This is a genomic window from Bradyrhizobium sp. CB2312 (assembly GCF_029714425.1).
In the GTDB taxonomy this organism is placed as follows: domain Bacteria; phylum Pseudomonadota; class Alphaproteobacteria; order Rhizobiales; family Xanthobacteraceae; genus Bradyrhizobium.
Genome location: NZ_CP121668.1, coordinates 8,212,959 through 8,234,267, shown reverse-complemented (window position 1 = coordinate 8,234,267; position 21,309 = coordinate 8,212,959). Strand labels below are relative to the sequence as shown.

Annotated in this window: 15 protein-coding genes; 6 read left to right on the top strand and 9 right to left on the bottom strand. The window is 58.9% G+C overall.

The features are described from left to right. Positions 1-38: 38 nt before the first annotated feature. From QA642_RS39680 to QA642_RS39665, 4 genes are all read right to left on the bottom strand, one after another. Positions 39-1,043 (bottom strand): 3-hydroxyacyl-CoA dehydrogenase NAD-binding domain-containing protein, encoded by a 1,005-nt coding sequence (locus QA642_RS39680; protein ID WP_283081729.1) that lies wholly within the window; start codon positions 1,041-1,043, stop codon positions 39-41. A gap of 17 nt (positions 1,044-1,060) precedes the next feature. Continuing rightward, the gene (locus QA642_RS39675) at positions 1,061-1,975 is read right to left on the bottom strand and encodes a 3-keto-5-aminohexanoate cleavage protein (protein WP_283081728.1); all 915 of its coding nucleotides are present in this window, start codon (positions 1,973-1,975) and stop codon (positions 1,061-1,063) included. A gap of 1,459 nt (positions 1,976-3,434) precedes the next feature. Further along, complete coding sequence (locus QA642_RS39670; RefSeq protein WP_283081727.1) at positions 3,435-4,607, bottom strand: acyl-CoA dehydrogenase family protein; 1,173 nt, start codon at positions 4,605-4,607, stop codon at positions 3,435-3,437. Between the two features lie 3,164 nt (positions 4,608-7,771). Next, positions 7,772-8,671 carry a MaoC family dehydratase gene (locus QA642_RS39665; protein WP_283081726.1) on the bottom strand — a complete coding sequence of 300 codons (900 nt, stop codon included), beginning with the start codon at positions 8,669-8,671 and terminating at the stop codon, positions 7,772-7,774. A gap of 702 nt (positions 8,672-9,373) precedes the next feature. Between QA642_RS39665 and QA642_RS39660 the strand changes: the two genes are divergently transcribed. The 6 genes from QA642_RS39660 to QA642_RS39635 all read left to right on the top strand — a co-directional run bounded on the left by QA642_RS39660 (position 9,374) and on the right by QA642_RS39635 (position 16,560). After that, complete coding sequence (locus tag QA642_RS39660; protein WP_283081725.1) at positions 9,374-9,517, top strand: hypothetical protein; 144 nt, start codon at positions 9,374-9,376, stop codon at positions 9,515-9,517. Positions 9,518-10,644: 1,127 nt separating this feature from the next. Then, positions 10,645-11,826 carry an acyl-CoA dehydrogenase family protein gene (locus QA642_RS39655; protein WP_283081724.1) on the top strand — a complete coding sequence of 394 codons (1,182 nt, stop codon included), beginning with the start codon at positions 10,645-10,647 and terminating at the stop codon, positions 11,824-11,826. A gap of 34 nt (positions 11,827-11,860) precedes the next feature. Then, entirely contained in the window at positions 11,861-12,967 is a 1,107-nt protein-coding gene (locus QA642_RS39650) for an acyl-CoA dehydrogenase (protein WP_283081723.1), read from the top strand. A 997-nt stretch (positions 12,968-13,964) separates the two neighbouring features. Continuing rightward, positions 13,965-15,443, top strand: coding sequence for an AMP-binding protein (locus QA642_RS39645; protein ID WP_283081722.1), 1,479 nt, complete (start codon positions 13,965-13,967; stop codon positions 15,441-15,443). Between the two features lie 46 nt (positions 15,444-15,489). Further along, complete coding sequence (locus tag QA642_RS39640; RefSeq protein WP_283081721.1) at positions 15,490-16,269, top strand: SDR family oxidoreductase; 780 nt, start codon at positions 15,490-15,492, stop codon at positions 16,267-16,269. A gap of 27 nt (positions 16,270-16,296) precedes the next feature. Continuing rightward, a complete protein-coding gene (locus QA642_RS39635) occupies positions 16,297-16,560 on the top strand; it encodes a hypothetical protein (RefSeq protein WP_283081720.1) in 264 nt (87 codons plus the stop codon). A 559-nt stretch (positions 16,561-17,119) separates the two neighbouring features. On the opposite strand, the gene QA642_RS39630 is transcribed toward QA642_RS39635, so the two are convergent. The 5 genes from QA642_RS39630 to QA642_RS39610 form a co-directional block, all read right to left on the bottom strand. After that, positions 17,120-17,944: an aldo/keto reductase gene (locus tag QA642_RS39630; protein ID WP_283081719.1), complete on the bottom strand. Its 825-nt coding sequence runs from the start codon at positions 17,942-17,944 to the stop codon at positions 17,120-17,122. Positions 17,945-18,049: 105 nt separating this feature from the next. Beyond that, the gene (locus tag QA642_RS39625) at positions 18,050-18,745 is read right to left on the bottom strand and encodes a 2-oxo acid dehydrogenase subunit E2 (protein ID WP_283081718.1); all 696 of its coding nucleotides are present in this window, start codon (positions 18,743-18,745) and stop codon (positions 18,050-18,052) included. Continuing rightward, entirely contained in the window at positions 18,745-18,981 is a 237-nt protein-coding gene (locus QA642_RS39620) for a biotin/lipoyl-containing protein (RefSeq protein ID WP_283081717.1), read from the bottom strand. Before QA642_RS39620 ends, QA642_RS39625 begins: the two co-directional genes overlap by 1 nt. Before the next feature lie 35 nt (positions 18,982-19,016). Continuing rightward, positions 19,017-20,015, bottom strand: a complete 999-nt coding sequence (locus QA642_RS39615; protein WP_283081716.1) for a transketolase C-terminal domain-containing protein — start codon at positions 20,013-20,015, stop codon at positions 19,017-19,019. Positions 20,016-20,020: 5 nt separating this feature from the next. Next, on the bottom strand, positions 20,021-21,037 hold the full coding sequence (locus QA642_RS39610) for a thiamine pyrophosphate-dependent dehydrogenase E1 component subunit alpha (protein WP_283081715.1): 1,017 nt from the start codon (positions 21,035-21,037) through the stop codon (positions 20,021-20,023). Positions 21,038-21,309: the final 272 nt, after the last annotated feature.

Genomic DNA, 21,309 nt, shown 5'->3' with positions numbered 1-21,309 from the left:
AAATCGCGATAGCTCGCCAGTCGATCGTCAGACGATTTCTATCGCGTTTTTGCTTGAGCTGTGCAAACACGATCGAGTAGCCCCTGTTCCCAGCGTGCAAGCGTCTCACCCGCGCCATAGCTTTGAGCGCTCAGCCCCTGCAGCACGGCCACAAGGCAGTCATCGCGCTTCTGTTCGAGCTCAGGGCTGGTCAGATTGTCATCTCGTGCATCTGATTGCTCGGCAAGTTTGTCGATGAAAGCCTCGCTGTGCTCTGGCATGTCCGTGTACTTAGTCCATGGCGACCTCAGCTCAGGTTCCCATTTCTCAATCGATTGGCGCATAGCGGCTCCGCCGCCGATGATGAAGGGGCCTATGACGGCCCGACGCAGCCCGAATGAATAACGGATCGCGTCATCGATCTCTTGCACGGAAGCCACGTCGTCGTGCACCAGCCATAGCGCTTCGCGCCACATCGCCTCCTGCAGCCGATTCGCGATGAACCCATCCACCTCTTTGCGTACCACCAGCGGGTGCATCCCCACTGCTCGGTAGACCTCCGACGCGCGTGCCAGCGTCTCAGGCGCCGTGCTCTGTCCGGCACACAATTCAACCAGGGGCAGTAGATACACTGGGTTGAACGGGTGCGCAACGAGCAGGCGCTCGGGGTGGTCAATCCCAATCGCCAGCAAGGACGGTCGCAGCCCCGACGTCGAGGAGCAGATCAGGGTGTCAGCCGATGCCGCCCGGCTGGCAACCGCGAGCAGCTGCTGCTTAAGGTCCAGGCGCTCCGGCGCAGACTCCTGCACCAGTTCCACGCCCTGCACCGCGTCCGCAATAGATTCGACAACGGTCAGTGAGCCTTCCGGCGGGAGTGGGACCTGCGTCAGGCGCCGATATGCTCGCCGTGCATTGGCAAGCATCTTCTTCACGCGCTCTACCGCACTAGCCGACGGACCATAAAGCCGTACATCCACCCCGTTGAGGGCAAACCGCGCCGCCCACCCGCCGCCAATGATCCCTCCGCCAAGCAACCCAACCGTTCGCAGCCGTTTCTCAGACATGGACTTTATCCTCTTTCTCAGACGTGGACTTTGAGCTCTGAACCCTGAACTTTTAACGCGAGCTTCTGGCGCACATCATCGGGGCGCATTACCCGCACACCCATCCACTCGACAATCTCCACTGCCCGCTGCACGAGTTCGGAGTTTGTCGCAAGCCGCCCGCGGGAGAGGTACAGATTGTCCTCCAACCCTACGCGCACGTTGGCGCCGACCAACGGGGCCAATGCCGCATACGGAAGCTGCATCCGCCCGATCGAGAAGGCCGAGTAGACGGCCCGCGCCGGAAGCTTGTGCACCAGCGCCATCAGCGTGGTCGGATCGTCCGGCGCACCGTAGCGAATTCCCATGCATAGCTGAATCAACGCCTGCTCGTCGATCAGCCCCTCCTCGATGAGGTCGTGTACCAGCACCAACTGACCGGTATCGAACACCTCGAGCTCTGGACGCACACCGATCTCCTTTAGACGTGCGGCCATCGCGCGCAGAGTCCCGGCGGTGTTCACCATAATGTATTGGCTGCGGGCACCCCAGTTCATCGTGCCGCAATCCAGTGTGCAAATCTCAGGGCGCAGCTCTTCCACATGCGCTAGACGCTCAAGCGCGGCCGCCATGTCTGTCGCCGCCGGATTCGGCGGCAGAGGACAATCCGGCTCACCTAGCGTGAGATCGCCGCCGACTCCAGCGGTCAGGTTGATCACCGGCTTCACATCCGACTCTCGAATGCGCCCCACCACTTCCCGAAACAGCGCAGGATCCCGCGACCCTCGCCCGGTTTTGGGGTCACGCACATGGATGTGCACCACTGCTGCTCCCGCTCGCGCGGCCTCGATAGCGGAGACGGCTATCTGCTCCGGGGTGACCGGCACATACGGGCTACTCGGCGCCTTCCCAGCCCCCGTGACCGCACAAGTGATGAACACTTCGGAGATCATCTTGACCTTCTCCTCTCCCTCAAAGCTTGACACAAGGCCAAGCCAGACGCGCCGTAAGTTTCACCTATTGATCTCACCGCTTCTCGATTCCGTACCGTGAACAGCAGCGCATTCAACTGGAATCATCGATCGGGTCTCATCTGAGCTCCTAGGAACGAGCAATCGGCGTGCCACCCGTATAAGCTCTGCCGCCGGCGGCATAATGAGAGAAAGCACATGAAGGTAGCTTGCGATGGGATGTGACGCTACAGATCGTCGGACTTCCGACATTCTGATCGCGGATCGGATACGCTCGCATTGGAAGGCGGAGCCTCCTGTGATAGCGGTCGCCTCTGGCCCGAGCTTGTCATCGCTGACGCGCTCGATATTAACCCCAGGTGCGGTATCATGCTTGTACGGTGATGCACCGCTTAAGCTGTGATTCTTCCAAGGACCTCGCCTTTTTCGGCATAATGCCGCTAAGTGGGTGGGCAGTCGCGGCGCGCCCGAAAAGTGCCTCAGCTAGCAAGCGGACAGTCAAACCATATGTCCGTTTCTGCCGATGAGGTAGCGCCTACCCTGCGCGTCCGAAACGGCAAGATCGTGCTGAGCGGCGGATGGCCGCCCCTCATAACGCACATGTCCAGCTCCTTGCCATTTGACCGGGACCATCTGGGGCGTCGCGCAGTGTGATGGACGGCCCGCGCCTCACTCGGGCAAGACGGACCGGCCTTTGCCTGGTCGGTTGCCTCGACCTGCAGCCGGTGCTTGTTCACAGTAGTTGAGGCTGTGGCGGCGGGCCCCTGATCCGTTCCGGCGCGCGTCGCTCACACAGATGCCGACGATGCCCTGGATCAGCGTCATGAGCTTGGCCGGCGTCCGCCTGGACCTCGCGCCCTCGGGGGATCCAGCGCCAGCTCGGGCCCGGCCACCTGCAGTCGCTGTACCACGTCAGGGGCGCGTGCAAAGAGAACGCGCCATGCCCGGCCCCGATATCTTGGGCGTCGATTGCCGCCCTGATCGGCTCGCGGCGGCATGCGAGGCTGGCCTCAAGCGGCTAGGACCCAAGCACATTGATCCGAAAGTGCCATTTGCCGAGCCGCTTGGAGCATTCGTCAAACTACAACGCGAGGCGGCAAGATCCGGCACATCGGCATGTCCAACTTCAACCCGGCGCAGCTCCCGGCGGCGCAGCGCCAAGCCTACATCGTTTCAGTGCAAAACCGCTACAACAATGTCGACTGCGAGTATGAGCGGCGATCGAGACCTGTACGCGCGCCGGTCTGGGCTTGCTGTCCTGTTGCCCCTTGCGCGGATCCCTCGAGCCAACTCGGCGCGATTGTTCCACGCCTTTGGGCGAGCCGGCGCAGGTGCGCTCGCGTGGTTGCTGCGCCGGACACCTTTGAGGAGGCGCCTCGCGGCCGCCCGATTACGGGCCTGCGGCCTGAATCGCCGTCACAAAGACCTTTTTAAAGACCGGCTAGGCGCCAATCACACCGAGCTTGACGTGCCCCTTAAGAAGATTTCGCGCGATCATGCGTCGCTGGATCTCGTCACTGCCGTCAACAATACGGTATACTCGTAGTTTTCGGTACCACCTCTCGATTGGCAGCTCCTTAGTATAGCCTATCCCGCCGTGGATCTGCATGACCCGATCAACCACTTTGTTAGCGGTGATCGAACCGATCAATTTCGCGATCGATGATGTGTGCCGAGCGTCGTGTCCATTCTCCGCCTGCCATGCGGCGAGGAGGACCAGGTACTTCGCCGCCTCGATCTCGACATGTGAATCGGCAATCTGCCACTGGATGGCCTGGTATTCTGCGATCGGGTGTCCCATGGACACTCGGTTCTTCGAGTACTCGATCGCCATCTCGAGCAGGCGCTCCGATGCGCCAACGGCCACCGAGGCTGTCTCGTAGCGAGCGGCGCCAATCCATTCCATCGCTAACCTGAAGCCCCATCCCAGTTCGCCGAGGATGTTGCGGCTCGGGACACGAACGTCCTCGAAAACGAGTGATGCCGGGCTCCATTCGCTCATTGTTGGGATTGGTTCCGACCGCCAGCCCATCTTGCGGTCGACGAGGAAGCAGGTGATGCCGCCCGAGGCGCCTTTGTTCGGATCGGTGACGGCGAAGACTATCACGAAGTCGGCCTCGTGTCCGCCGGTGATGAGGGTCTTCTCGCCATTGATTATCCAGTCGTCGCCGTCGCGCACGGCACGCGTGCGAATTGCGCTAGCGTCCGAGCCGGCGCCAGGCTCGGTGATCGCAAAGCAGCTGACCCGCTCGCCCTCGATCGCCGGGATAAGATATTCCTTCTTCTGGCTCTCCGTGCCGGAGAATAGGATGTTGTCGGCGTATCCGCCGAAATTGAATGGGACGAAGGTGCGCCCGCTTTCGATGCAGATGAGTGAGTCCATGATTGCACTGAGTCCGGCTCCGCCGTACTCTTTCGGGGTCGCAAAGCCCCAAAAGCCCGCACGCTTCGCTTTCAGTTGTAGTTGTTGCAGCTGCCCCGGCTCGAGACCAGGACGGCCTTCGCGCTCGTTGCGAAGAACTTGCGTCTCGAGCGGAATGATTTCTTTGTCGATGAACGCGCGGACGGAGTTCCGGATCATCTGCTGTTCGTCGCTGAGTGAAAAGTCGAGCATGATTTTCGTTCCTGTGGATGGACATCTCTATGTGGATGGTTGAGCCGACTGTGTATCCGTGCCGGTGCCGACCTGGAACATTGATGATCTTCGGCGCGTGCTCCTCGGAAAGCTGTGCTATCGCCAAACCTCATCTTCACGTCGGTGGCATCTGTACGGCGTCGCCCCAGCCAAGGAGATTGCGCACCACGCTTGAGCTGCGTTCATGGCTTCCGATGTGCCGAACATGATGGTACACGCCGTTATGTCCGTTGAAGATTCCTCCAGCATGTTCTCCTCAGCGAGGACACGATCAGCCTGCGCCTCGTCGGTTTTGAGCCCCGGCGCTCGAGAGTTCGGCAGCCGGTCGGTGTGCAGGCAGCGCTCCGAACACGGAAAGTCGCACCAGCATGTTGAATTCACAGCTAGCCGACATGTGCCGGACATGGCCTGCGGTTTCAAGAAAGCCGGCCGACAACGCGTCGTCGCCATCGCATTTGGGCAATATCTTGACCACCTCGATTTTAGGTACCGCTTGATGCCCGCCGACAGTTCAACCACTAAACGGTGAACCTCGCGGCCAGCAACTTCGTCCCTGTTGGGAGCGCCAACTCTCGCCGCCCAAGCCCAACTTGATGCGCGACCGGGCGGTCGGCTGCCCACCACAATGGCGATCGATTTCGGACGCAGAAAGTGTTCGAGTTTATGCATTGATCAGGCTCCGCGCGGGCGCAGCATTGCCTCCGAAAAATATCGCGCTGAACTTCCGAAGGCCTTCCCGAATGCGCTCGACCGAAACGTCGCGGCAACGACGGCTGCTAAGGAGCCGGTTGTCCCGAGAAAATGGCCCGTTCGTTTCTGGACCCTTGAGGCAAACGTAAGACCCGTTGGCTCAGTTGCATCGAGATACGCGTCGGTGGTACGAAACTGTTCCGACAGATAGCAGTCCAGAAAGCGAAATCCGCTGTTGTTCTTCATTCTCGCCCCTGCTCTACCACACCTGCCGCTCACTGTGCCCCGATTGAGCGAGCGGTTGGCGACATGGCCATACTCTACAAATTATACGGGCAGCTCGATCCCCTTACTCAAGCGAACTAAACCACTGGATACTCGCTTGAACAGCTACCAGATCAAATAGGGCTATCTAGAGCATCCGCAGACCTGAATTCTCCGAACGAATTGAACGAGGTCGCTGCCGAAGCCCCGATCTTGCTCTGAACGCGGCAGGTAAAGGCGCAGCCCAAGCCGAGCTTCCGCGCTTGAGCGGACTCCAGACACATCGTTTGTTCCCAAGCGGATTACCTTCAATCAACACCAGCCTTGGTCCTGCGGAAAGTGTGGTCGCTCGATGGGGCCTGGCTGTGGGCGCCGGGCAGCTCATAGTTCATCCGCTGTGAGCCCAATACGCTTTGTCACCCGCGCAGCATGGTCGGTCCCGTTCCACCCCATAGACTGAGTGCTGCTACGGTTCGCGGCGCCGCCAGCAGAGTACCCGGGTTTTTTCGGCCAAAGCGGATTGCTGTTCGTTCGCGAAACTCCGGTCCGTCAGTAAGGTGAAGGACCTACGAACCAACCAGTTGTGCCAAAGCCGCAGCAGCGAAACACAAGGACTATCGTTGCAAATTCCTGTATGCGAAGGCGTGCCCCTGCTTCGGAAAATTATTGGGATCGTGCGCAGTCGCACCATTTGCCATTTTAGAGCGCCCCTGAGAGTCGCTCGCTGTTCGAACGCGGTCTGCTCCTCTCGTCCCAATCGTGATTATTGGCAAACCACGCGCCGATTGGATGAATTGTTGCTGATCAAATGGCCGTAAGGCGAGGACCAGCCTGCCAAGTAGTGGCTCTCGAAATTACCGAAGACGTGGCATTCCGAACGCTCGTTGAGACGGCTAATTGCGCAGGCGCATCGAACGCGATTATCAGGAAACTCAAGCAGGAGGTCGGGCTCGGCCTCCTCGAGGGACGCGGCTGGCGCGACTTTCATCATCACGCAACGATATGCTTGCGGCTTACGGTTTCCTGAACTCCGAGCGCGAAACGTTTCCCACTCAGGCGCTCGGCCGCGGGCGGCCGATTTCGTTCACACGCGTTCCCGCGGATTACAGGCTCCTCGGATCTGCCACAGTATCATTCGCATCGCGTGGGGACGAATAGTTCGCCGTAGCGTCTGGAGAGGATGCATGCCGATCGCGCTGGCCTCATACTGCCCCTGATCGACAGACAACAGGCGGCACGCACCGCTTCAATAAGCTCCCTAATTTATCAAACAGCGCCGCACTAAAGACGTCCCGATATCGACAGTTCGCTCGAACCAGCCGGAATGCCGATGTCAGGCTAGGTTGAACCACAGCAACAACTGCAGCAGCGAAGGCAAGTCACGGGAAAACACACTTATATAGCCGTCGCACAATTGAGGACGGTTGCCCGAAAGCCGCTTGATCAAAGACAACGCCGATCGCGATACCGAGCAGCATGGCTAAAACCGCCAGTCTACCCCGTTGCAGAGCCCCAGCAAGATGTTGTGGGTCTCAAAAACGTTCCTACGCCAGGCTATGCGATTTGACCATGCGCAAAAGTCACGGCGCCCCACACGCAAACGCTGCAATCATCGCAACGCCGCGATGAAGCATCCCAGATGTCTGCGCCGTGCATGTTATAGAAATGTTCTCCATGGGCGCCATCTCACTTACTGACAAGTCGCCCGCTCAACGTGTTGACATTCTTAATTGTCTCCTCCAAAGCCCCCTCGCAGTCGGGTGCTCATTCAACGATCTCTTCATCGCGCCCGTGGCTGACCAGCCGAACGATCTAGCGGCATGACATGTCGGATCGTCGCGGAAATCATCTTACGATTCTCCACGTTCACGCAGACCTCATCCGGTATTGTATAAATAAGCGCGGCATAGTGCCGTCCAGCGTTTGGAGATCTCCCCTCCTTTCAGAAAGGTATGGGCATTTACCAGGGCCGGTTTCACGTGTGCTAGATCACACAAGACATCGCGAGTGCCCGGCCGCCCATGCGCGTGGCGACCTCCACAATTTCTTTCGCGTATGCATGGAGTTGCGGCGCCAGTTGATTGGGCGGTTCGGCAGCTCGGCGAATTGTTTCTCAGACTCGCAACGATGGGGCGTCCATTATATTGAGCGGCCCACATCGTCGCCGTCAATGGTCCTGCACCTGTGCATCATTCGGGGCCCACTACACCGCGCAGCACGGTCTTGCCGTTCTTGATCACCCTAACGCCGCGTTCCAATACCCGGGCCTCAGTCGAGATCACGTCCCCATCCTGCCAGAGATCGACCACGATGGTCTCGCCGGGAAACACAGGCGCTGAGAAACGCGCCTGATGGCTCACGATCCTGCTGGTATCGTAATCGCAGTACTCCTGCAGCACAGCGCGGCACGTGATGCCGAAGGTGCACAGCCCATGCAGGATCGGTCGGGGGTATCCCGCCCGCTTGGCGACATTGGGATCAGAATGCAACGGATTGAGGTCGCCGTTCAATCGATAGAGTAGCGCTTGGTCCACCCGCGTCTCGAATGGGATCGACAGGTCTGGTTTGCGCGTCGGCACAGGGTGCGGCTCCGGTCCACCCTTCGACGGTCCGCCGAAGCCGCCGTCGCCACGGGCGAAGGTTGTCCCGATGAGAGTGACGACTTTCTCGCCCGCCTTATCGATCCACACTGTTTCCTCGACAACAATCGCGCCCTTATTCTTGCCCTTGTCGTAGGCGCCGATCGTGCGGGTTGTTGTCGTGAACGTCCCTACCGATGGGAGTGACTTATGTAGCTCCACCTTCTGCTCTCCATGTACCAGCGTCAGGAGATCCAGCTCGCTGGTCCGGAGCCCCGTCTTCTTGTCCAGCACGGGATCGGCGCGCCGTCCCATGCCCCATGCCAGCACAGTCGCAGCCGTCGGCACGACCTTGAGGTTCTTCTCATCGAGGAACGACAGCTCGCGCTCGTCCATAGGATTTCGGCCCATGCCAATCCCTAGCGCATACAGCATCACGTCCTTTTCACGATAGGTGAAGGTGCGGGGTTTGGTCTTACGCTCCAGTATGTCGGGGTAGTAGATCGGCATGAAATTTCCTCCGGAAATGTGAACCCGATAAGAATTTCGGGACTTATCTTCTATGGGTGCGATCGCCATCACTTCGATTTGGACGCTGTCTGTAAGGGCCGCCCGCTGCGCGAGCGAGGGGTCCAATCACGCTGTGATCTTCTTCTCGCCGTGGCTCTTGATAGCCTTGCGCCTGTCTCGATCCTGCCAGATGACGTTCAATGAGCAGCGAAGATGACGTGTGCGCCGTTTCCGACCTGAAACGGGCACCGCCGTGAACCGCCACGAATGCGACGTTGGTGCCGCCGAGACTTTGCAGCAGGGCACAACACGAGAGACGCTTCAGGATCATGAAACCTCCGCGGTTCACCTCGTCCGAGATGTCGGGGCCGGGCACGGCGTTGCTCTCTGGTGATGCGGCGAATAGCGGCAGGCTGCGAAGCACGGCGCCGATGCTAAGTCGCGTATTGCGCTCAAGTGAGCGACGATCAACCACTGTCACAGGTGTGGGGGGAGCCTGATCGCCCTGCACCGGAATACGTGAAGCGAGGGGCACAATGCTCTCGTGCTTAATTGGTTTGTCATTTCGACGCCTCAAGTCGCGCTCGCCTCAACTTGGAAATCATCCCATGCGGTTATCGAGAACTGGCACCAAGCGGCTCGGCTTGCTCATCCTTTGTAGCCCCCTGGCTTTTGCAAACTCGAAAACAATACGTTCATTTAATGCTGATTGCCTCTTGGTTTACGATGATGGCGCGGCGTTCCTTCATTCCTGTTCAATTCGACGCAGTTTTCCCGCTTGCATGGGGAGCGCTCAACCCGAAGCTGGGCACCGACATCAAGCTCACTTTGGTCACGCTGCGTTGAATCCACCAGCTGACTGGAGGTTTCATACGCAGCACATTGCATACTCTTTGTCGCGCCGTCTGTATTAGCCCGAGTAACCATTCGACGGAGGCGATGCGCCGAGCCACCCTATGCGACCTGCTCTGCGCTGCTTCAAGTCCCAGTTGCAGTCGGCAGCTCAGAACGGCCGAAGCGCTGGCATGACGTCGCGGTTCAGCATTTATGGATGGATCTGCGCTAGCCTCAGCCCGGCCACCCAGATGAAGTGATCGACGTGACGCTGACCCGCCTCCTATCGCAGGTCGGCGCCGGCTCGCGACTCGCCGTTCGCGGGGGCCAAATCTTACTATCGCCTTCCCACCAGGGGAATTTGGCTCGATACCACCATTGGAAAACACCTTTCTAAATATCGAGATCTGATGAACTAGCTGGCCTTGGACGTGCCTCGCTCTCGCCTCCTGGCCCGGCGCTCGGATTGCTTGAGAGACGATGATAGGACTTGTGGCAACCAACAGCTCAGGGGCATGGTTCGCACGCAGTCCCTGCTCTTAAGGTCACGTGTCGCACTGACACAAGGAGGCCTTATGCGACACGTGCTTCCGGCTTTGGACGAACCATCAAAGCCAACGCAGGCGGCGGCCTAAGCGGGATCCGACTCTCGGCGGCAGCCTGACTGGATACGCAGATTCCGGAACTGCACGATCTAATCAGGGCATGCCGCTCGCGGGGCGCATTCCTTAGTCAAAATCTGACGTCTGAGTCGAATTGCGCGAGGAAGCGCGCCAAACGAGCCTTTCGTCAGAAAAACTGCGTAGAGTTCCGAGAAATTTGCGGTTTTATTCGCTTGAGGTGCGTTAGCCTGAAACTTATCCGGCCCCACAAAACGCCGTCGTGCCCAGACCGAGTGCGTGTTTGAAAGCTGAGAATGGCTAAAGAACATTCGATGTTGAGCGACGACCTAGTCCTGGAGAAAGCCACCAGGCAGCGCGCCTCCGTCGCCGATGTTGCTTTGAAGAATTGCTGTGGCTTGCACTACACTCGTTGTTCCGGGCCGGCACTGTCTGGCCCTCGACGATCACCGAGGGCAGTGCCTGCAAAATGCCGGAGCTTCGCAAGAAGAAGGCGGTTAAACGGGAAAGGCTCACGGCGTGAGCGATCTTGAGACGTTTCGCCAAACGACGCGCGCCTGGCTCGAGGCGAACTGTCCGGCGGAGATGCGCCTGCCGATTCGTTCCGAGGAGGATCTCGTTTGGGGCGGCCGTCGCGCCGTCTACAAGGAGCCAGCCCAAAAACTCTGGTTGGACCGCATGGTCGCGAAAGGCTGGACAGCGCCGGACTGGCCTGAGCGATACGGGGGCGGTGGACTCTCGCCCGAGGAAACAAAAATACTTCGAAACGAGATGGGCCGGCTCGGTTGCCGCAGTCCATTGAGTTCGTTTGGCCTTTCCACGCTCGGTCCGACACTGCTGAAATATGGCACCGAGGAGCAGAAGCAGGAGCACTTGCCGAAGTTGCTCCGGGGCGAAATCCTCTGGTGCCAAGGCTATTCCGAGCCAGGCGCAGGCTCCGATCTCGCCTCGCTGAGCACGCGGGCGGAAGACAAAGGCGACCACTTCCTCGTGAGCGGTCAAAAGATCTGGACCAGCGACGCCGACAAGGCCGACTGGATCTTCTGCTTGGTGCGGACCGACACCTCGAGCAAGCACAGCGGCATCTCCTTCCTGCTGTTCGACATGGAAACGCCTGGCGTGTTGACAAAGCCGATCAAGCTGATCTCCGGCGCCTCACCCTTCTGCGAGACATTTTTCGATAATGTAAAGGTGCCGAAGAAGAATCTGGTCGGTGCTTTAAATAAAGGCTGGGACGTCGCCAAATACCTGTTGGGTCATGAACGAGAGAGCATTTCTGGCTTTGGCTCAGGAAGCGGCCAGTTAGAGCTCGGCGAGATGGCCAAGCGGACGACCGGTACCGAACCCGACGGTCGGCTGGATGATCCGATTTTGCGGGCCCGCGTCGCCCTCTTCGAGGTCCGCGCGCAGGCGTTTAGTGCCGTGTCCGAGCGCTTTGTGGATGAATTGAAGCACGAGCGGGCCCACCCCGCCCAAGCCTCGGTTATTAAGTACTTCGGGACAGAGCTGAACAAGCAGCGGCACGAACTGATGATGGACGCCGGTGGGTCGGATGCGCTGGAGTGGGAGAGCGAGCGCTCGCGCGGCGGCGCCAATGTTCGTGCTTGGCTCCGCACCAAGGCCAATTCCATCGAAGGTGGCACCTCCGAAGTGCAACTCAATATCATAGCCAAGCGCATCCTCGAGCTCCCCGGAGTCTGACGCTGTGCCTCTCTTTCACAACGAAGACCAGGCAATGCTCGCTGACACGGTGCGGCCGTTCCTTGCCGAGCAAGCATCGGTCAGCCATATGCGCGCACTGCGAGATGCCGACGACCGGACCGGCTTCTCGCCTGAGCTCTGGAAGCGCTTCGCTGAGCTCGGCCTGACCGGCGTCCTGATGGACGAGGTCGACGGCGGTTTAGGACTCGGTCATGTCGAGGCCGGCATTGTGCTGGAGGAGATTGGGCGTAACCTGACGCCCTCGCCGTTTCTTGAAACGGCGGTAGGTGCGGTGACGACGCTGAAAGGCGGATCGGCGACTCAACGCCAGGCCTGGCTACCGCGCGTCTTGGCCGGCGAGGCGGTGGGCGCGCTCGCCGTTGACGAGACCGCCCGCCATCGGCCGGAGCGGATCGGGCTTCATGCCGAGCGGGTCGGCAACGGCTTCCGCTTGCTGGGCGAAAAACGTTTCGTGACCTACGGCCACGTGGCGAACTTCTTGATCGTGGCGGCCCGGACCGCAGGTTCCGAGCACGAGCCGCTAGGCATCACTCTCTTTTTAGTCGAGAGTAATGTTGCTAATCTCACGGCCGAAGCCGACCGGCTCGCCGACGCCAGCCTCGCCGCTCGTGTGAAGTTCGGCGGCGTACAGGTCTCCCGGGACGCAGTCATTGGAGAGATAGATCTCGGGTTCGGCATCCTGACGGCAACGCTCAGCGCATTGCGCGCCGGTGTCTCGGCTGAATTGGTGGGGGTAGGCTCTCACGCCTTGGCCATGACCGTCGGTTACCTCAAGCAGCGCAAGCAGTTCGGTCGCCTGATCGGCTCGTTCCAAGCGTTGCAGCACCGCGCCGCCCATCTCTATGCGGAGATGGAGGTTGCCCGTGCCGCCGTGCTCAAGGCCCAGCAGCTGCTGGACGGCAAAGACGAGAGGGCCGATCAGGCGGTGATGGTAGCCAAGGCCATGAGCGGCATGGCTAGCGCGCTCGCTGTTCAGGAAGGCATACAGATGCACGGCGGCATCGGCATGACCGACGAGTATGATATCGGCTTATACATGAAACGACAGCGAGTACTGGCTGAATTGTTCGGCGACGCCGACTACCATGCGAACTTCTTAGCGAAGCTAGCGGGGTACTAGGGTCAAAAATGCACCTCGCGATCTCAATCTGGAGCTATGAGTCTAGCCCCAACATAGATGGCGGACCCTTTCACTGGGCGGACCAGGTCGGTTGTCGAGGATCGTGGCGACTCACATTCGAAGCGCCTACCCAGTTTGACCGCGACTAGCGGACTCGCAGCTGTAAACGCCAGCATTCGCGAATGTCCATCCTCTTGTAGACCAATCACGATCGGCAGGAGTTTTTCAAAGCGCGAAGCGCTAATTGTTTCAACAGCCCGCGTTCCAATAGGGCGAGCATACAAGGGCGCTTTCGCCCTCCCTTACTCGCGCGGCGCATGCAATCCGAGCCGCGATCGAGCGCTCGGGCATCGATCTTGCTGAAATCGATGAGCGATTTTTGCCTCGGCACTTTCCACCAGGTACGACAGCCCGTTGCTCGAACAGCTGCCCTTCGCGCGGGCCTACCTGTATTTGTTTCAGGCATGACAATCGAACGTCAGCACCTCTTGGCGGATCGCAGTCGCGATTGCTGCCAAAAAACGGGTGGTGGTCGAATCGCATGGATGTCGTTGTCGCCGGCGGGTAGAGTCCATTTCCATGGTGGAGACTAGCTTGGAGTCGACCCCGACCGTGCGTGAAGAGGCCCATTTGGGGCCGTCTAGTCGGTGAGGGTTGGCAACTAACTTCGGTAACCTAGCCGACGCACTTCTCCACTTGTTGCCTTTCTCGCTAGAGCGGCGACTAAAAGTATCAGAGCGCACGCTCGCGAATTCACGGCCCAGGTGCTCAATAGACTCGGGAGGTCACCGAGAAAACAACCGAGCGTTGGCGTAGCGGGTGGGCGCAGGATTTCCTCGCAGTTAATCAAGAAAATGTGGAAATTCAGCGTGACCATGCCCTTGATTGCATCGAGCAATAGCTGAACCCTCAATACATTAGGCTGCGTGGGCATGACGCGGCCGAGCTGTCCAAGCGCGTCTGCGAAAAGGCAAAGTCTGTACTGGAAGCGAAATAAATGACTGAAGACATGATCCCGTTGGGCGAGATGTTGTTTCGACGAGCCCACGCGACGCCCAATATGCCAGCAGTTAGTTGTGGAGAGACAACCCTCACCTGGGCGCAGTTGGAAGCCCGAACGAATCGTATTGCGCGCGCGCTTGAGGAACTCGGCATTAAGATTGGCGATGTCGTGACGATTGGGATGCCAAACGGGATTGAGTTCATCGAGGCTTGCTGGGCCGCATGGAAACTCGGCGCTACGCCGCAACCAGTGTCCTTCCGGCTAACGAACGTCGAGTTGCAGGCCATCCTCGATGTAGCCGATGCACGCGTCGTGATCGCCCTACCCGGCATGGAGGTGGACCGGCGACGAGTTAGCGTGGCGGATCTCCTGGCGCTTTGCGATGATGACCGGCCGCTAAAGTCGCGCGTTTCTCCGTGTATCAAAGCTATGACGTCAGGCGGTTCTACAGGTCGTCCTAAGCTTGTTTTCACGAACTCACCCGGCTTGACCTTTGCCGCGCCGGCTGGCGACGGCAGCTGGCGCGTGCGAGCCGACGACACGATGCTCATACCGGCGCCGCTGTATCATGGTGGGCCTTTTCTGTGTGCGCTCGAAGCGTTTCTTCAGCACGCCCACTTGGTGCTAATGCCTAGCTTCGACGCCGAGCTTGTGCTCGCAGAAGTCGAACGCCGGAGCGCAACGTGGATCTATCTTGTCCCGACGATGATGAACCGGATCTGGCGGCTGCCAAAAGAGTTGCGTGACCGATACGATGTCTCGTCACTCAGGACGCTGTGGCACCTGGCTGCGCCATGCCCTCCGTGGCTTAAGGAGGCTTTCATCCGCTGGTTGGGGCCTGAGGCCATTTTGGAGTGCTATGGCGGAAGCGAGACCCCAGTGTATACCCAAATCACCGGATCCGAATGGCTTGAGCACCGCGGCTCTGTCGGACGTGTGTATGGCGGAGAGATGATTGCCGTGGACCCTGACGGTAACGTACTGCCGCCGGGCGAGGCCGGCGAAATCTACATGCGACGCCCGGCCGATAGACCAGCGGCTTACACCGTACGGGGTGGGACGGCTTCTGTCCTTCCCGGCGGATGGGAAACCCTGGGCGATATCGGCTATTTCGATAAGGATGGGTACTTGTATCTCGTCGACCGACGCACCGACATGATTCTTGTCGGCGGCGCTAACGTGTATCCCGCTGAAGTTGAGGCCGCCATCGAAGAGCATCCCCTTGTGCTGTCGAGCGCTGTCATCGGCATGCCAGACGAGGACATGGGCTCAACTGTTCACGCCATCGTCCAAGCTGGGGGGGGGCTCACTGCGGGCGCATTGCTCGCACACCTCGAGGACCGGCTGGTGGGCTATAAGCGCCCGCGGACTTTTGAGTTCGTCGACGAGCCTCTTCGCGATGAGGCGGGCAAGGTGCGCAGAACCAAGCTGCGTGATGAACGAATCGCGCGGATGAAAGTAGCTGCCGGCTAGCCCACCGCTTCGCTTGCTCGCACTGCGTCCTCAAGAGGTAATGCTCATGAATATCTTTGATCTCACGGGCCGTGTTGCAGTGGTCACCGGCGGTAATAGCGGAATAGGTCTCGGAATTTCGCAGGCGCTCTCGGCCCAAGGCTGCAGCGTCTCGATCTGGGCCCGCAACGCTGAGAAGAACAAGAGTGCTGCAGCCAGCATGGCGGGGGCGCCAGGCAAAGTCCATACACGTATCTGCGACGTCACAGACCGGGCATCCGTCGATGCGGCAATGAAGGCGACGCTTGACACCTTCGGTCGGGTCGACGGTTGTTTCGCCAACGCCGGCATCGGCGGCGCGGGAGGGCGCGCCTTTATCCACCGAACGGAAGAAGAATGGCATGAGATGTTTGCCACCAACCTCGACGGCGTTTTCCTCACGTTACAGGCCGCCGCTAGGCACATGACCGAGCGCGCCAACGCTGGCGATGCCTTCGGGCGCCTGATTGCTACTTCAAGCCTGGCTTCCATCTTTGGGACGGCGCGCTACGAGCATTATGCGGCATCAAAGGCTGCAATAAACGCGGTGGTGCGCGCGCTCGGTGTGGAATTGGCGCGCTATGGTGTCACCGCAAACGCCATCCTCCCAGGCTGGATCAAGAGTGATATGACAGCCGAGACCATAATCAACCAAAGGTTCATCAACAAAGTCGTGCCCAGAATACCGCAACGACGAGTCGGCGAGCCCTCCGATTTTGGCGGAATCGCGGTATATCTGATGAGCAAGGCGTCATCTTACCACACGGCTGACACTCTCGTGATTGACGGTGGCTATTCCGCCTTTTGAGCCGGCTCAGCTTGGGAGCCGAGATGCATGACCGCCCGGACCACCATCGGTTCCAGACGTCGCGGCAAGTGGAATTTCGCGCGATTGTCGAAGATCATCAGATCGCCGGCTTCAGGCGGTTATCGACCCGGGCGACTCACAGCCCCTGAAGCAAAGCGTGACCGCAAGAGGCCGATCACCCTCGATCAAGCAAGGAAGATCGATGAACGGACGGCCGTTCGTGGACGTCGCCGGACCACCGGAAGGCGCGATCTGTCTGCGCGCTGTTCTGGGCTCAAGGATTTCAACTGATAAAAGTTCCAAAATCCCTATGAACGCCCATCAACCGAAGGGAACGCGCACAATGGGGCGAGAATGTCCTTTAGGCGCGGCGCAAAGGCTTCGAAGAGTTCGTAAGCGCTGAACCAAATTTGTGCGGGGCACGACTGGCGAAGCGATCCCTGCGTGGAAGACCGAATATGCGTTCGGCTGCTGCGGATGGCTACCCAGAACTTCGGCACGACGCTGCCGACCATTTCACTCACGATGGTATTGCTGATGGTCGTGGTCGCGTCCCGGCCTTTTTGTTAGCGCCGTCACCGACCCTTGGGCGTCATCCGTGATCTGCGGTGTCCCACTCCGACCAGGCGGTCGCCCACGCTGCAAATCGAAGCGATCGGCTCGATCGCACGACACGAATCGATCTCCCCGACATTACGGCGCGGCTGCTGGAATACATCGTTTCTCCGCACACGTCTTTGAGTCCTAGGTCAAGTGAAATGAATTGGCGAGCGCCCTATCAACCTTGCGACTTACTTTAGACCGGAACCCCGTCTAGCGGTTGATCCTAAGTTTTGATGACGAATCAAGCTCATCCTTCGTCCCATTGAGGCGAGTAATGGGGATCGTAGATGCGGTGGTTGCGCGCCCGGAGCCCCGAGATCGCGGACATCTCCTCTCCGGAAAGCTCGAAATCGAACAGATCGATGTTTTCAGCCAGCCATTCCGTACGCTCGGCGCGCGGAATGGCGACCACGCCTTCCTGCTGCACGTGCCATCGAAGAACGATCTGTGACGGGGTTTTGCCGTGCCGCTTGGCGGCATCCGTGATCGCCGCTTGTTCGAACAACGCTTCGCCGCGACCGAGCGGAGCATACGCAACCATGGCCATGCCGGCCGCTCGGCAGGCCGCATGGACCCTGGTCTGGTCAAGAAATGGATGATACTCTACTTGGTTAGCGGCAAGGGGGGCATCCGACAGGCGAACCGCCTCCGCGAGTATCGCGGTGGGGAAGTTCGACACGCCAATGTGCCGCGTCATGCCGGAATCGCGAACCGCGTTCAGCGCCTTGATGGATCCCGCCAACGGAATTTCCGAGTTCGGCCAGTGGATCAGCAGCAGGTCGACCGTCTCGAGACCAAGGCGCTTCAGGCTCTCCTCGGCCGATCGCTCCAGGTCTCCCGGAGCGATATCCCAAACTTTGGTTGTGACGAAGACGTCGTCGCGCGGCACGCCGGAGAATCGCAGTCCCTCGCCCACTGCGCTCTCGTTGTCGTAGGTCGATGCGGTGTCGAGATGGCGATAGCCGAGCGAAAGCGAGTTCGCGACCAATTCCGAGCACACCTCGCCCTTGAGCGTCCAGGTCCCCAGCCCGATTACCGGGATCGCCGCGCCATTCACCATCACATTATTCATAGAGCCTCACTTCCTTTTCTCCGCGTCGAGAATGGCTGTATACAAAAAAGCGGCGTCGGCGCGTTTCTTAAACCCACCTGTGTTCCTTACCGGAACTGGAATGACTTAAGTTCTTCTCAATCTTTCTGGATCCGCAAGGACGTCCCGCAAACTTTGCAAGAACTTGCCCGCCTCGGCGCCATCGATCGCGCGATGGTCAACTGAGAGCGTGCAGGTCATCGTCGTTGTGAGCCTCGTTCCGCCAAGCGGATCTGCGACTACTCGCGGCGCCGCGCGTCCCACGGCCAGAATTGCACATTGCGGCGCGTTTATGATTGCGTCGAACTGTTCAACCCCATACCCGCCAAGATTGGATACGCTGAACGATCCACCCGATACCTCACTGAATTTGAGCGCGTTGCGACCTGCTCGCTCGGCGAAATCCTTTACTATCGTGGAGATTTCCATGACAGACTTACCTTCGGCCCCACGCACGACGGGCGTCGCAAGTCCACCTTCAACAGCAATTACTACCGAAATATCTGCGCTTTGAAATCTTTGGATCGCAGTATCAGTCAGCTGACAGTTAACGGCGGGGTTGTCGACCAACGACAGAGCAACCGCCTTAATCAGACAATCATTGACCGATATTTTTTGTGTCGGATTCCCAGCATTTGTCGCTGTGCGCCAATGCAAGAGAGCATCAACGTCGATGTTAGAAACTAGACGAAAGTGAGGAATTGTCTGGTTTGCATGTGTCATCCGGGCGGAGATGGCTTTCCGCAACGGCGTCAGTGGATTCTCGGTGAAGGGGTGGGCCATCAGTCTTGAATCGTCCCAATGACCGCGTTGATCTCGATCGTCACACCTTCCGGCGCGACGATCGTCGTCAATATGCCGGTCACCGGCGCTTCGATATCTACAGCGGCCTTGGCGGTCTCAACTTCGACGATGATTTCGCCCTCCCTGACCTTATCTCCGATGTTTTTCAACCATCGAACGATCGTAGCTTCCTCAATACCCATTCCACTGGAGGGTAAAATGATGTCTGTCGGCATCTTTACTTCCATTCTATTCAGAGTCTTCGAGGATCTCAGAGCAGCCGCCGTACGGCAGCCACAATGCGCTCCGTCGTCGGGTAGAAGTCGTTCTCAAGGGACGGACTGAAGGGCACGTGAATGTCCGGAGCGCTCAGGCGCAGGATGGGTCGCTTCAATAAATCGAAAGCCTCTTCCACCATCACAGCTGCGATTTCACTTCCGACGTTGCAGACAGGGTGCGCGTCCTCAACGATTACAAGCCTTCCGGTCTTCGCGACCGATTTCTTGAACGCCTCATGGTCGAGCGGCTTCAACGTACGTGGGTCAATGACTTCGACCGAAATGCCTTGCTTGGCGAGCGCGTCGACAGCTTGCATCGTCGGTCGAATGGCGCCGGCAATGGCGATGAGCGTTACGTCTTTTCCCTCGCATTTCATATCCGCCTTGCCGATCGGGATTATGCGTTCCGGATTTGTGGGCACATCTCCCTTGAGCGGCCATAGGCGGGTGTCTTCGAAGACGAGTACAGGATCGCCGTCGCGAATCGCCGATTTCAAAAGTCCCTTGATATCTGCGGGGCTGGTCGGGCTGATGATCTTAAGGCCCGGCACGTTCATGAAGAACGGATAAGGCCGGTCGGCGTGCTGGGCCGCCACCGACTTCATCGAGTACATACAGGCACGAACCACGAGTGGAACGGCGATCTGACCTCCCGTCATATATCGTAATTTTGAGGCCTGATTGATGATCTGGTCCGAGGCCAGATAAACGAAGCTCGCAATTGTTAGGTCTACGATCGGGCGCAGTCCGTTGATGGCAGCGCCGACCGCGACGCCGGTAAAACTGCCTTCGGAGATTGGTGTACTCCAAACTCTGTTTCCGAACCGCTCGAGGAGTTTGTCGCCGCCATATACCGCTGCATCCTCGCCCATGAGGATGACCCGTTCATCAAGCTCCATTTCCTCTATCTGCGCCTGTATGATGGCTTCAAGATAGCTCATCCGAACATAGGTGCTGGGCGCCACGGCAAGTTTCTGGGCGTCAGTTTGCATGTCGACTAATTCCTCTCCAGCCCGTTGACGGCGCTGTAATAGTCCGGAGGCGGCGAACTGAACATGTAGTCTAACAAAGTGTCCGGACAGGGCGTTGGACTGGACAAGGCAAATTTTACAGCCCGCTTTACCGCGTCGATAACATCTTCTTCGATCGCTGTTAAGATATTGTCGCCGATACCCTGTTTCAGCAACTCGCTGCGAAAGAGTACAATCGGATCTCGCTCGCGCTTGTATCTCTCGACTTCTTCGGCCGACCGGTAGGGCTTGCCGCGAATGGCCAAGGAGAAGGCGTGCTCATAGAACCGATAGGTGTCAGCTACTATGAGAGTAGGCCCATTGCCCGCGCGTGCTCGCGCGACCGCTTGCCTTGCGGCTTCGTAGACGGCGCTCAGGTCCTGCCCGTCGACCGTAACGCCTGGCATGCCGTAACCCGCCGCTCGCAGCGCGATGTCCGGCTGCCCATGGCTTTGCGCTATCGAGGTAGAAATTGCGTAGCCGTTGTTTTCACAAAGATAGATGACCGGTAGCTTCCAGAGCGATGCCATGTTGAGACTCTCATGGAAGGTGCCCTGGTTCACGGCTCCATCGCCGAAAAAGCAAAGAGTAACCTGATCGACGCCTCGCACCTTGGCGCTGAACGCGCAGCCTGTGGCGAGAGGAATGCCCCCTCCCACGATGGCCGATTCGCTGATGATCCCGACCGATCTGTCTGCAAGGTGCATCGAACCTCCGCGCCCCTTGCAAATGCCGCCCTCCTTTCCCATCAGTTCGGCCATAAGCGCGTCCAGACGCGCACCCTTACCGATCGGATGACCGTGCGAACGATGCGTTCCGGTCATCGCGTCATCGCGCCGAAGGGCGAGACATGCCCCTACGATAGCGGCTTCCTGACCCACACTCAGGTGGAAGGTACCTGGGATCTTCCCAGCTTTAAACTGGCGCGCACCCTCTTCTTCGAATCGACGGATGCGCAGCATCCGCCGATAGGCCTCTAGTTTCTGATCACCGTTCAACTGCATGATCCAAAGTTCCTTCAAGATCAAAATAACGTACGCAGCTCGCCAACGTAGGCAGTCGCAGTGGGTGTGAACGAAAATCAGCGGGATCTAGAACGACGGCACTGCCTGGCCCTGCACCGCGATGGCCGACTGCGGCGCGTCCATCGGCAGCATCAAGGCGACTGGATCGCCCGAAAGGCGCGAAATCACGAAAAATGATTACACTGGCACCGAAAACGCTTACGAGGGCATTGAGCACCCCCTTAGCAAAAACGGTTTTCACAACTGACTGA